This window comes from Gemmatimonadota bacterium, assembly GCA_040882465.1.
In the GTDB taxonomy this organism is placed as follows: domain Bacteria; phylum Gemmatimonadota; class Gemmatimonadetes; order Longimicrobiales; family Gaopeijiaceae; genus JBBEBG01.
In genome coordinates, this window is sequence record JBBEBG010000037.1 from 1 (window position 1) to 12,255 (window position 12,255).

The following is a 12,255-nucleotide window of genomic DNA, read 5'->3' on the forward strand; positions in this document are numbered from 1 at the left end:
GGGGGAGCATGAGCGCGGAGCTGGCGTTTCGGGCGAAGGGGTCAGGCGTCCCAGTCGCCCGGCGGAGACTGGTCGAAGTCCGGCTCGGGGAGTGGCTCGGGATCGGACGGGTCGAAGGCGGACGTCTGATCGAAGTCGAGCTCGGCCTGCGGGGGAGCGCGCGCGGGAGTGAGCGGCGGGGGCCGGTGTGGAAGAGCGAGATGCAGGAGGATGGCCTGGACGGTGGGAGGGCCGGTGATGAACGAGAGAACCCGCATCTCACCCCCGCAGGCGGGACACAGGAGCGGGAGCACCTCGTAGATCCGGGCGAGAAGCCGGGCCCAGGAGATGCGGGCGGAGCCGCTCGTGCCGCACGGCTCGGGCACGGGCGTCGAGGCCGGCTTCGCGGTGGCGCCGCGGAAGCCGAGAGAAGGTATTCCAGGGGCTCCGCCCCGGGAATGGATCGAGGACCGCCTGGACGGGATGCAGGAGCTGCTGGAGCGGCGGACCGAGCAGTCAGCCCTCCTACTCCGAGAGCTCCTCGGCCAGGTCCGGCTCGAGCCCACCCTCGGCGACATCGGGCGACCCTACTACGGGGTGCGCACCACGATCGATTGCCTGGTCCTACTCAAGACGCCGCCCGGGCGAGGCCCGGACGGCGGTTCGAGTATGTTGCAACAGTGGACCCGGACGCAAAGAATTCGAACCGCGGTCGCGCTGCCGTTCGAGGTGGCGCTGGTGGACACCCTCGACCCACCAACCTACCAGCTGATCGCTGCGAAGGCTCTCCATCTCCATGAACTGGGCCTGAGCGACCGTGCGATCGCGAGGCGCCTTGGCGTGACCGACAAAACGGCAGCGAAGGGGATCGGGTGGATCCTGGACACTGAGATCACTACCGGAAGGCACCCTTGACGCGCTCCCCCTCATGATAGACGATGTCTGTCAACATGGCCGACGATTCGAAGGAATGGACCCTGACGGAGGCGGTCCGCCTCCTTGGAGAACCGCAGCACCGGCTCATCTACCTGTGCGAGAAGGGGGTGGTGCGGCCCGACTTTCAGGACGCCAAGGGACGTGGCAGCAGTCGTCGGTTCTCGGAACGGAACCTCGTCGAGTTCGCGGTCGCGCTTCGACTCCGCGACCTGGAAATTGCCGTCTCCTTTGTAGGCGCGATCCTCTATGTACTGCGGGCGTTCGAGGCGAATGTGGCCAAGCGCTTCCAGGGCTTCAGCCTTCCGGGGAGCCTTCGCGATTCACGAGCGCCAGACCTGAGGCTCGTCATCGGCGACGGAGCGCTTCTGTACTTCACTCTTGCTGCCGCTCGGTCGCTGCCGAAGGTATACGGAGGGATTGACCTCCGAGAGGTGGCCTCGACGCAGCTAGGTCCGCGCGATCTGGACCGCGCCCTCGCCCGGGCCAAGGCACCTCAGCATGGAAGGATTCCGTATGGGCTTGGCGGGCCCGAAGGGAGCCGGGCCGTACGTCTCGAGCTGAGCCTGACTGAAATCTCACGCGAGCTGAATCTGGAGGATTGACCTCTCCTTCCCTGCCTGGAACGCGGAGCGCCGCGGGGCCCCTGGGAGAGCTCGCGCCCGGGGCGGAGCACAACGGGCGGCCGTAACTCAGGCAGGGCACGGATCGTCGCTCGAGCAGGTCAGTCGGAAGGGACGCCTCCGATCTCCAGGTCGTCGAACTCCGTCACGGCGTCGGCCTTCGTCCATAACCCTACGAGCCCCTCCCTAAACCTCTCGTCACGATGGTCGATCAGTAAGCGGCCGCCCAGATAGGCCTGAATCCGCGAACCCACTGCGGTTACCCGGAGCGTGTGCCACTCCCCGAGGCGAGGCGCGTCGATCCGAGTACCCGCAATCTGCCGGCGGTCCCCGTCCACGACTGCGTACAGCCGGAAGTTGTCCTCGAGACTGTTGGCACGGACCACGTAGTAGTTCTGCCCGTCATGGGCTCGGAAGACGATCCCCGCGCTGGCGTCGGCTTCGCCGGACACGGGTCTGAAGCGCACTGTGACGTCCACGTCCGAGAAACGCCGCCCCTCGAGGAGTACGACCGGGAAGGCACGATCGGTGGAGGTCTGAGCCAGCCGGTGTTCACCGCCGAGGCTCCGCCGCTCCCAGACCCCATCCACCACGCTCCAGTCCACGAGTCCCGATGTGAAGTCGTTCCGAAGAGTCACGATGGCGGTGCCACGGACCTCGATCCGTTCCGTCGTAGCGGGTGGCGGCGGGCCGTCACATGCAGCGAGAAACGGTAGGACCACGCCCAACGGAAGCGAGACGCAGAGGTCCGTTGGTTTCACGGGTCCATGCCTCCGGCACCGGGAGCCGAGCGAGGATCGCCGTCCGCCTCCCTTTGTGCATCTCCCCCCAACGAGCCGAACGAGTGTGCGCGGCCATTTAGAGCGTTCCAGAGGACATCGAACAATGCGAAACCAAGCTCGAGGCGCCGCTCGTCGGCCACTGCCTCTCGACACACGCCGTCGAGGAGAAGCAGGCGAATCCCCTCGGTCTCGGGACGGGCGAACCGCGATTCCTTCAGGTCGATGTCGTGGACGATTTCGCCGATTGCCGCCACCGCTCGGTCCACTGAAACGAACGTACTCGCCAATACCTCGAAAGTGCAGGCATCTCCCTGATGAGAGAACTCGGCTTCGTACATGTCGAATCGTATCTCGCCGGCGCTGGGAACGTATCCCGTCTCCGAAACGAACTTGAAGGTCGCGTCCGAATCCACGAAGCGTTTGATAAGCCAGGCGCTGCCGATCCGATCGGCCTTCGCGCCCCGGCGAGTCACCCAGACACGCCCACGAAAATCCATCGGGTCGAAGGACCGGGCGCTACCTGGTTTCGGGGCCGATGCCCGCGACTCCGGCTGCGGGGCCGAGCCCGCCGCGGCCAGGAGCGCTTCCGACACCTCATCCGTCAGCCCGGCGACAAAGGTGGCCTGGCAAATCAGCGCTTCCCCGTCTGCTCCCTGGACCTCCTCCGCCAGCCACTGGAAGTCCTCGAGCGATTCGTTTGTCACGGGAAGTCCCCACACAGAGCTCTTCACCTGCACGGCACCGATGCGCTGGAGGCGCCGCCACAGCCTCACGCGCGCATAGCCCGGCTTGGCGGGAAGCTGGTGGATGAAGAGAAGCCAAGGTCCCCCGTGTCGCTCGGTCAGCACCATCTCCAGGGTCTGTTGCCCTCGCGATGATACATGTGTATCATGCAACAAGATGCCATTCTACCGGCCGTTGCGAAAGGGGGGACCGGCATCGGAAGCGCCGTCACGGGCTCCCCCAGCAGCCAACACAAGGAAGAACCGGAGATGATCATACGAGCTTCACCTCTAGTCACCGTGCTTTCGTGCATCGCGCTGGCGCTCCCCGTGGCAGCCTCGAGCCAAAACGTGGACCCTTGGATCGCCGTCGGACGAACCCTCGGGACCGAGAATGTGTCGAGCGCTCCGTACCACCGGTACAACCTGCCCCGTTCCGACCTGACGCTTACGATCGCAGGCGTGGATGCCAGCGCCATCGGACTTGGAGCCTGGGTGGGATTCAGCGGTGAGCCGAACGACGCCACGATGATGGGCGATCTGGTCGTCACCAGCGCGGAGCTGGGCCCCGTGCTCGAGGAGTTGGCACGGCAGCGCATCGCGGTGACCGCGATCCACAACCACTTCGCGGGAGAAACCCCTCAAATCGTCTACATGCATTTCCACGGTCAAGGCGTCGCGACCGACCTGGCCAGCCGCGTGGAGCGCGCGGTGGCGCTGACCGGCACGCCGCGCCCCGCGCCCGCCCCGCGTCCCCAGCCTGTCCAGATCGACACAGCTCTGGTGTTCCGGGTGCTCGGACAATCGGGCTCGGCGAGCGGTCCGGTAGCGCGCCTCTCCTTTCAGCTCGTTGACGGTGCGGTGACCATGGACGGCCGGGTCGTGAATCCCGCGCTCGGATACGGCTCTCCGATCGTGATCCAGCAGGTGAACGCGAACCGCGCCGTGGCCACCGGCGACTTCGCGGTTCGTGGACGGGCTGTCACCCCCCTCCTCCGGGCTCTGGCCGAGGGCGGCACCGTGGCCACCGCAGTGCACAGTCACCTCATCGACAGCGACCCTGACATTACTTACATCCACTTCTGGGGAGACGGGCCGCTCAATGACGTTCTCCGTGGGCTGAGGAGCGCCCTCGATGCAGGTCGCTGACCGTGTTCGGCTGGGGATCCCCGGCGTGGTGCTGGAGCATACGCCGGGGTGCCGCGAGGCACCCAACTGCGGGCCGTGGCCGGCGTGCTCGACAATGCGCACGTGCTGACCGCGGCTCTGCTTGCGATCAACTCGGCCTTGCCGGCGCAGCAGGTGCCGAGCGTGGAGGCCGTGCGCGCCGACGTCTCGCCGGTCGTGGACGGGGTCCTCGACGAGCCCGCCTGGTCCCGAGCCTCCCGACTAACCGAGTTCATCCAGTTTGAGCCCCGGCGGGGAGAGCCGGCCATGCAGCCCACCGAGGCGATGGTCCTCTACGACAGCGTGGCCGTCTACTTCGGATTCCGCCTCCGCGAATCCGGCAGCATCCAGGCGGAGCTGACCCGGCGCGACGCCGACATGATGACGGATGACGCGGTGTTCGTCGTGCTCGATACGTATTCCGACCGGCAGTCCGGCTACGTCTTTGCCGTGAACCCCCTCGGTACGAAATCGGACGGCCGGATCGCGGGCGACGGGCGGGAGGTGGACTTCACCTGGGACGGCGAATGGACGGGAGCGGCTGCGCGAACCGCGGGCGGATGGACCGCCGAGATCGCGATTCCCCTTTCGACGCTCCGATACGCCGCTGGAGAAGGAAGGGTCTGGGGACTCAACGTCGGGCGAAGCCGCCGGAGGGAACTGGAAGTGAGCTTCTGGTCGGGGCCGCTCGAGACCGCGTTCCGCGTATCCGGCGCGGGCCTCCTCGTCGGGCTCGACCTCCCTCCTCCCCTCCGCCGGCGCGAGATCATCGTGTACGGGCTCTCCCGGGCCGAGCAGGGTGTGAAGACGCGATGGGACGCCGGATTGGACGCGCGTTATCGGCTCACTCCCGCCGTGGCCTTGGACGCCACCGTGAACCCGGACTTCGCCACCATCGAGGCCGACCGTGAGCAGGTGAACCTCACCCGATTCGAGCTCTCCCTCCCAGAGAAGCGCCCGTTCTTCCTCGAAGGCGCGGAGCTCTTCCGCCAGCGGATCCGAACGTTCTACAGCCGGCGCATCGCCGACCTCCGGGGCGGAGGGAAGGTACACGGCAAGATCGGCCCATGGACGATCTACTTCCTCGGCGCTGACGAAGCACCGGGTGCTGGGGAGCCGCACTCGGTGTACGGCGTGAGCCGTCTCCAGCGGGACGTCGGGCGATCGAGCCTGGGGCTGACCTGGGCCGGACGCGAGGCCGGCGGCGCGGGCAGCGGCTCGGTCAGCCTCGACGCCACCCTGTTTTTCAGCGAGCGGCTCGGGCTCACAGCGCAGGCGATCGCGAGTTACGGATCCGGGGCTTCCGGCTCTCATGGGTTCTTCCTGCGCCCGTCGTACGACTCCCCGACGGGTCACTTCCACGTCCGCTACACGGAGTTGGGCGAGGGCTTCGGAGACGATGTAAACCCCGTCGGCTTCGTTCAGGACGACGATCGCCGGGAGCTGGACTCAGCCATCGAGAAGGCGCTCTGGCCCGCTTCCGGCCCGGCCGAGCGGATCCAGTATCTATCGAATTACAACGTGTACTGGGGACAGAGCGGTGTGCTTCGGAGCTGGCAGGTGGACCAGAGCGTGAGCGTGGATCTCCGCAACCGATGGTCCGCGTCGGTGAGCTACACCGAGGAGTTCAAGCGCTTCGAAACGGACTTTCGAAACCGCGACGTGGGCACGACCATCGGATACAACACGAGGGCCCTTCAGTCAGCGTCCGTTGGCTACCGGACGGGAAAGAGCTTCGGCTCCGACTTCGACCTCATTACCCTCGCTGCGGCGGTGAAGCCGACGGATTCTTCGGCACTGGAGTACGAGTTGGAACGCCTCGTACTCGATCCCGATCCCGCGGATCAGACGACCTGGATCCACGTGGTTCGCGGGAACGTGTATTTCACGCCGGACCTGTACTTGCAGCTCTTCTATCAGAACAGCACCCGCCTGGACCGGCACAACGTTCAGACCGTCTTCGTCTACCGCTACCGGCCGCCATTCGGCGCGATACAGATCGCGTTCCAACGGGGGACGGCTGCGTTCGGGCAGGCATCCTCGCAGGGTAACACGCTGTTCCTCAAGGTATCGGGCGTCCTGTAGGGCCGCCCCAGGGCTACGCTCGAGACCGAGTCGGGGAGCGCCGTATGACCGTGGACGACCGACGGCTCCTCTACGCCGCTGCGTTCTTCCGTGCCCTGGCAACCGGAATGGTGGGCGTCCTCATCGGAGTGTACCTGGCGAAAGTTGGACTCGACGCCCTCGCCATCGGCAATGTCGTGACCGCAGGTCTCTCCGGCGCCGCCGTAGCGGCCATGCTCGTCACGCTCGCGGGCGACCGACTCGGTCGCCGAAACTCCCTGGTCGCCCTTTCTCTCGCTGGTGCCATCGGCGGGCTCGGCTTCGCGCTCGCGTCCGGGCCCGCCGCCATTGGGGCCGCCGCCTTCCTCGGCATGGTAAACGGGATGGGACGGGACCGCGGCGCGTCCGTCATCATTGACCAGGCGATTCTCCCGGCGATGGCCTCCGAGCCGGAGCGCACGTCGGTCTACGCCTGGTACAACGTGCTTCAGGACGCCGGCCACGCGCTCGGCAGCCTCTTTGCGGCCCTGCCCACGGTGCTTTAGGGGGTCGCCGGGGTCGAGGAGCTGGCTGCGTTCCGCGCAGCGCTCGTCGTTTAAGCTTCGATCCTCCTTCTCACGGCAGTGGCGTATGCGGGACTCTCGGAGGCAGCCGAGAGAGGCCGAGTGACCGAGGCGAAGCCTGTTGTACGCGCATCGCCGGAAACCCGGCGCATTCTCTGGAAGATGTCCTCCCTTTTCGCGGTGGACGGCGTCGCGGGAGGATTTCTGACCACGGCGCTCCTATCCTTCTTCTTCTACGAACGGTTCGGCGCCGGAGAGGCTGCCGTGGGACTTCTCTTCTTCGCTACGCGAGTGTCGAACGCGCCGTCGCACCTCGGGGCAGCGTGGCTCGCAAGGCGGTTCGGGCTGCTCAACACGATGGTCTTTACGCACATTCCGTCGAGCCTCGTGCTCGTGACCGTGCCCTTCGCCCCGACCTTTCCGATGGCCGCCGTGCTCTTTTTGCTCCGAGAGAGCCTTGTGGAGATGGACGTGCCGACCAGGCAGGCTTTTTTGATGGCCGTGATCCGGCCCGAGGAACGCACCTTGGCCGCCGGCGCCACGCACCTCGTGCGGCTCGCGGCATGGGCCGTGGCGCCGGCATTCGCCGGCCTCCTCATGTGAGGGGTCGGGCTCGGAATGTTCCTTTTCGTTGGAGCGGGAATGAAGGTCGGATACGACATCCTTCTCTATACCGCCTTCCGGCGATTGAGGCCTCCCGAAGAGTGGGATGGTCTTTGACGAACCAACCTCTTGCCGAGGGGGGTTCGCCCGGAGTCTCGTTTCTGGAAGCGCTTCGAGTATGGGTGCGCTGCCGCGTCTTTTCGCTTCGGTAGAGCAAGGCTCCATCGGGAGCGCGCGCCGCGCCGCCTAGGCTTTCCCCGGGGGGCCGGCGGCGCCGCGCGCTCCAAGACTTACTGGCTCCACAACGAGGCTCAAATTCCTATGTCTAATATAATAGCCACTGTCTATCATATACCATGGCGACACCAGCCCGCCGAGCAGCTGCCTCTCAACCGCCTCCGGGCCCCGAAGTCTCCTGGACGCCGGACCTGAACCCCGCGATGACGGCCCTTCTCGACCACCTCGCGGAGGAGTTGGCGCTGGAATACGTCCGCCTCATGGCGGCCGCGGCTGAGGTCTCCCTACACGAAGGCGAGCACCAGGAGGATTAGGCATGCGTGCGGCCATCTACGCCAGGTACAGCTCCGAGAACCAACGCCCCGAGAGCATCGAGGACCAGACCGGTGCGTGCCGGCGGCTCGCAGCCCAGCGCGGCTTCTCCGTGTTGGAGGACCACATCTACGCCGACGAGGCGAAATCGGGGGCTCGCCGCGATCGGGTAGGGCTCGTGGCCCTGGTGGCCGCCGCCCAAAACGCGCAGTTCGACGTAGTGCTGGTCGACGACCTCTCTCGGCTCGCCCGCGACAACTACCTCATGCTCTCGGTGATTGCCGAGTTGCATTTCGAGCGAGTGCGGGTGGTGTCGGTGGCCGACGGGCTGGACAGCGATGACGAGGAGGCCACCCTCGGTATCCAGATCCGCGGCATCTTCAACGAGCTCCAGCTCCGGGACCTGAAGAAGAAGACGCTCCGGGGGCAGATCGGCCAGAAGGAGCGAGGCTTCTCCGTCGGCGAGCGGACGTTCGGGTACCGGTCGGTGCCGGTCGGGACGATTCGGATGGATAAGAAAGGCCGCCCACGACCGGACGGCTACAAGATGGAGATGGAGCCACGAGAGGCCGCCGTGGTGCTTCGGGTCTTCCAGACGTACGCCGACGGGCTGCCGGTCTCCCGTATCGTGCGCATGTTGAACGAGGAGGGAGTTCCTGGGCGAATCCACTCCGCCAAGGGGTGGTCACCGGCCACGGTGAGCCGGATCCTGGACAACGAGAAGTACGTGGGCTGGTGGACCTGGAACAAGACGGAGAGCCGCCGGGACCCGCGGACCGGGAAGCGCCGCCGCTTCACCAAACTCGCGAGCGAGTGGATCGTTCAGGATGACGATACGCTCCGGATCGTGCCCCAGGAGATGTGGGAGGCAGTTCGAGCCCGACGGAAGGAGGTTCGGCGGAGCTGGCCCGGCGGGAAGGGCCGGCGAGGGTTCTCGAAGAGCCAGGGAGGCCGGCAGGGCCACTTCCCTACCCACCTGTTGTCGGGAGCCATGGTGTGTGGTACCTGCGGCGCCGCGATCGCCCAGGTGAGCGGGAAAGCCGGAGGGTACTACGGCTGCCTCGGCGCGGCCAAGGGCGCCTGCAACAACCGCGTGCTGGTTCGGCGAACCCTTGCTGAGAACGTGATCGTCGGCGCCGTCCGGGAGCAGCTCTCTCGAACCAGGCAGATCCAGTATCTCATCAGCCGCGTGGAGGAGGAAGTTGGCAAGCTCTCCGTCCACCTTCCCGAAACCGTCCGGGTCAAGGAGGCCGAGCTCGGGGCCGAGGAGCGCCGGCTCGGCAACTTCGTGGACTTCATCGGCGAGGGGCGAGGGAGCCAGGCCCTCGCCAAGGCCCTCCTGGAGACCGAGCGGCGCGTGGAGGCTCTCCGCGACGAGTTGGACGGCCTGCGCCGTAGCCGGGAGAAGGTATTCCACGCTCCGCCCCGGGAATGGATCGAGGACCGCCTGGACGGGATGCAGGAGCTGCTGGAGCGGCGGACCGAGCAGTCAGCCCTCCTACTCCGAGAGCTCCTCGGCCAGGTCCGGCTCGAGCCCACCCTCGGCGACATCGGGCGACCCTACTACGGGGTGCGCACCACGATCGATTGCCTGGTCCTACTCAAGACGCCGCCCGGGCGAGGCCCGGACGGCGGTTCGAGTATGTTGCAACAGTGGAGGCGGCGGGAGTCGAACCCGCGTCCGCGAACAGATCCATCAAAGCATCTACGTGCGTATCGCCCTATTGGGTTCGCGATCGGCCTCGGCCAGGGCGCAGCCGGTCCGCGCTAGCTACCGAGAAATCTCGTCCCCGACGCGGCAGCGCCGCCGAAGGACCAGCCCGAATTTTCGACGTCCACGAGAGTCGCCTCAGGCGGGCTCCTCAAGGAACGGACTGCGGCTAAGGTAGAACCTTACGCAGCCATTGCCAGGTTATCGTTGGCAGTTGTGAAATTTCCCGGAGGATTTTCGAGGTCCCGGGACCTCGGCACGCAGCTCCGACTTCACCGAACACGTCGAAACCGGGACGCCCCCAAACGTGGGTGTCACCCTGAAGGTACGCCGAAACGCGGATTCGGTTCCACGGGAACCTCGACGAGCTCAACCAGGACCCCCCCTGCCGCCGAAGGATGCAGGAAGGCGATGGGGTGGCCCGCCGCGCCGATCCGCGGTTCGCGATCCACGAGCCGGACCCCGGCCGCTTCCAAGCGCGTGAGCTCCGCTGCAATGTCGGGGACCCGAAAGGCCATGTGATGAAGCCCCGGCCCCCGCGAGTCGAAAAATCTGGCCAGGGAAGACTCTGGACCTCGGGGCTCCAGGAGTTCGATCCCACCGAAGAAGGCGACGTTCACCCCCTGCTCCGGTAGCTCCAGCGTGGGTCCACCCGGCGCGCCGGTGACGCGCTCGTAAAGGGGGCGCGCCTCCTCGATCGAAGTCACCGCGATCCCGATGTGGTCGAGAGGCCACTCGGTCACCATTTCCTCGCGATCCTTTCGAGCCCCAACGAGAACCCGATCACGGTCGTCGTAAGCCCTCCGAGCAAGAGAACGATCATGGCGATGTCCCAGGCCGGCCGGGTCCGGTACCAGAAATTGAAGTCCAGGCTGTGGAATCCGCTATAAATCCAACGTTCGATCCGGTCGAGCCGGTGAAGGGCGGCGGCGACGGTGCCGGCCTCGGGATCGAGGTACATCCAGGTCCGGTCCGCGTCGTCGAATCGGACGCGCAAGACAGGGAGCGGCGCACTGCGGTCACGGGAGTAATAATAGGAATCGTAGTCGTGGAGCACCGCCGCATCCGCAATCGGAATTTCCGGGTAAGTCGCTCGAACAATTCCGAGGAGAGTGTCCATGGGAATGGATGTGATCGGACGCAGGCTCAGGGCATCCAAGATGTGTCTCCCGGCACTTCGGGGGGACCCTCGGTCCAGGATGGACACGCCTTGTATGCCTTGGTCTGCCGAGGTTCTCAGGATCAATGTCGGGTGGCCGCGGACCCGGCCAAATGACACCTCCTTCAAACGCTCTTCTCCAAGGAACGCGGCGAGCGCTGCCGGCTGAAGGGAAGGAATCGCCTCCAGCGCCACGGCCTCCCCCGCAAGGGCCCTCCGAATTGGAACGCTCGACAACCCCTCTCCCGACGCCCATCCCCACGGTTCCATGGATAGGAAGCCACTGAATATCCAGGTGAATGTCAGGACGCCGAAGACGGCACCGGTGAGGTAGTGCCATCTCATCCATCCCGCGTACGGAATGTATGAGCGAACATGGGACAGTCGAACAGGACGGGGCACTCGAAATTGAACGACGGCCAGCGTGAGCCCGAGCACGGCGAGGACACTTCCGATCCCGGCGGTCCAGAGGATGAGCTGTCGCCAAAGGCCTTCCCTGAGGCGAAGCGGCGTCAGATAAAGCCAGTGGGGGATTGCGGCAATCCAGGCCAGAGCCCGGCTTCGGCGCGTCGTGATCTGAACGACTTCCGCGTTCCCGGGAGAGACGTAAAGCACCGTACCCCTTCCGTCGTCCACGCGCAGCCGGTGGAGCGGCAACTGGCGGCGCTGGGCGATGGTCCACTGGTCCGCGTGCGAGATGAGCTGGTCGTAGGTGACGGCCTCCACGGGTACGCCGGCGAACAAGCTTGCCACCCACACCGCTTCCCGGGTTCCCGCGGTCTCGACCAGCGTGGTGTCGTCGGCGAAGACGGAGGGACCCTGGCTTCCATTGAATCGGTAGGCAGGTCTACCGAGGACGGAGAGGAGGGTCACGCTCGAGGGCGCGCCATTGAGTCCTGTCCGCGTGTAGGCTTCGGCCGGTCCTTGGCGAACCGCGGTGAGTTCCAGAGAGGGCAATCTCTCGAGGCGAAGGTCGGGTGTGAGGCTCGGCATCCCGCCGGTGTACATCATGCCGATCCCCGAAACGAACCAGAGGGCGACGAGGGGGCCGAGGACGAGTCCGAGGGTTCGATGCAGGACCGCGATGCGTCTCCGAATCCCGCGGGAGGGAATTGGGTTGGGGCCCATTTTTTCCGAAGTCATCGGCTTTCCGACTCCTTGCGCGGGGGCGAGTCCCGGTTCGACCCTGGTAGGTGGAGGGGAAGAGAAGTGCGTCACCGGATCTCAACAAGGGATGCGGCCTTCGACCGCGGCATTCCTGCCCCCCCCTGGGAGGGATTTCCCCGACGAACTCTCGCGCCCCGGTCCGCGTCCCGGGGGCTTCCGGGACCACCTTCGCCATTTTGAGCGGTTGGGCGAGCGAATCGAGGACGGCTTGATTCTTGCGAAACGTCTGGAAA

General features: G+C 65.9%; 13 protein-coding genes and 1 other RNA gene. 6 read left to right on the forward strand and 8 right to left on the reverse strand.

Features of this window, described 5'->3' with window-relative positions; genetic code table 11:
- Nucleotides 1-41: 41 nt before the first annotated feature.
- Nucleotides 42-365, reverse strand: a complete 324-nt coding sequence (locus WEG36_14210) for a hypothetical protein (GenBank protein ID MEX1258765.1) — start codon at nucleotides 363-365, stop codon at nucleotides 42-44.
- On the opposite strand from WEG36_14210, the gene WEG36_14215 reads away from it, so the two are divergent.
- Together WEG36_14215 and WEG36_14220 are read left to right on the forward strand one after the other, a co-directional pair.
- Nucleotides 346-894: a hypothetical protein gene (locus WEG36_14215; GenBank protein ID MEX1258766.1), complete on the forward strand. Its 549-nt coding sequence runs from the start codon at nucleotides 346-348 to the stop codon at nucleotides 892-894. The genes WEG36_14210 and WEG36_14215 overlap by 20 nt on opposite strands.
- Before the next feature lie 35 nt (nucleotides 895-929).
- A complete protein-coding gene (locus tag WEG36_14220; GenBank protein MEX1258767.1) occupies nucleotides 930-1,517 on the forward strand; it encodes a hypothetical protein in 588 nt (195 codons plus the stop codon).
- A gap of 119 nt (nucleotides 1,518-1,636) precedes the next feature.
- Here WEG36_14220 and WEG36_14225 read toward each other — a convergent pair whose 3' ends face one another.
- Nucleotides 1,637-2,296, reverse strand: coding sequence for a family 16 glycoside hydrolase (locus WEG36_14225; protein ID MEX1258768.1), 660 nt, complete (start codon nucleotides 2,294-2,296; stop codon nucleotides 1,637-1,639).
- Nucleotides 2,293-3,168 carry a chromate resistance protein ChrB domain-containing protein gene (locus WEG36_14230; protein ID MEX1258769.1) on the reverse strand — a complete coding sequence of 292 codons (876 nt, stop codon included), beginning with the start codon at nucleotides 3,166-3,168 and terminating at the stop codon, nucleotides 2,293-2,295. Before WEG36_14230 ends, WEG36_14225 begins: the two co-directional genes overlap by 4 nt.
- A gap of 39 nt (nucleotides 3,169-3,207) precedes the next feature.
- On the opposite strand from WEG36_14230, the gene WEG36_14235 reads away from it, so the two are divergent.
- The 4 genes from WEG36_14235 (at nucleotide 3,208) to WEG36_14250 (ending at nucleotide 7,436) form a co-directional block, all read left to right on the forward strand.
- Nucleotides 3,208-4,188 carry a DUF1259 domain-containing protein gene (locus WEG36_14235; protein ID MEX1258770.1) on the forward strand — a complete coding sequence of 327 codons (981 nt, stop codon included), beginning with the start codon at nucleotides 3,208-3,210 and terminating at the stop codon, nucleotides 4,186-4,188.
- Between the two features lie 48 nt (nucleotides 4,189-4,236).
- On the forward strand, nucleotides 4,237-6,291 hold the full coding sequence (locus WEG36_14240; GenBank protein MEX1258771.1) for a DUF5916 domain-containing protein: 2,055 nt from the start codon (nucleotides 4,237-4,239) through the stop codon (nucleotides 6,289-6,291).
- 44 nt (nucleotides 6,292-6,335) lie between these two features.
- Nucleotides 6,336-6,815, forward strand: a complete 480-nt coding sequence (locus WEG36_14245) for an MFS transporter (protein MEX1258772.1) — start codon at nucleotides 6,336-6,338, stop codon at nucleotides 6,813-6,815.
- Nucleotides 6,816-6,935: 120 nt separating this feature from the next.
- Entirely contained in the window at nucleotides 6,936-7,436 is a 501-nt protein-coding gene (locus WEG36_14250; GenBank protein MEX1258773.1) for a hypothetical protein, read from the forward strand.
- A 547-nt stretch (nucleotides 7,437-7,983) separates the two neighbouring features.
- Here the strand turns inward: WEG36_14250 and WEG36_14255 are convergent.
- The 5 genes from WEG36_14255 to WEG36_14275 all read right to left on the reverse strand — a co-directional run bounded on the left by WEG36_14255 (nucleotide 7,984) and on the right by WEG36_14275 (nucleotide 11,998).
- Nucleotides 7,984-8,655: a hypothetical protein gene (locus tag WEG36_14255; protein MEX1258774.1), complete on the reverse strand. Its 672-nt coding sequence runs from the start codon at nucleotides 8,653-8,655 to the stop codon at nucleotides 7,984-7,986.
- A 15-nt stretch (nucleotides 8,656-8,670) separates the two neighbouring features.
- A complete protein-coding gene (locus tag WEG36_14260; GenBank protein MEX1258775.1) occupies nucleotides 8,671-9,402 on the reverse strand; it encodes a hypothetical protein in 732 nt (243 codons plus the stop codon).
- A gap of 234 nt (nucleotides 9,403-9,636) precedes the next feature.
- Nucleotides 9,637-9,999, reverse strand: a transfer-messenger RNA (tmRNA) gene (gene ssrA / locus WEG36_14265).
- Between the two features lie 11 nt (nucleotides 10,000-10,010).
- Complete coding sequence (gene mce / locus WEG36_14270) at nucleotides 10,011-10,442, reverse strand: methylmalonyl-CoA epimerase (GenBank protein ID MEX1258776.1); 432 nt, start codon at nucleotides 10,440-10,442, stop codon at nucleotides 10,011-10,013.
- The gene (locus WEG36_14275; protein ID MEX1258777.1) at nucleotides 10,436-11,998 is read right to left on the reverse strand and encodes a PepSY domain-containing protein; all 1,563 of its coding nucleotides are present in this window, start codon (nucleotides 11,996-11,998) and stop codon (nucleotides 10,436-10,438) included. Before WEG36_14275 ends, mce begins: the two co-directional genes overlap by 7 nt.
- Nucleotides 11,999-12,255: the final 257 nt, after the last annotated feature.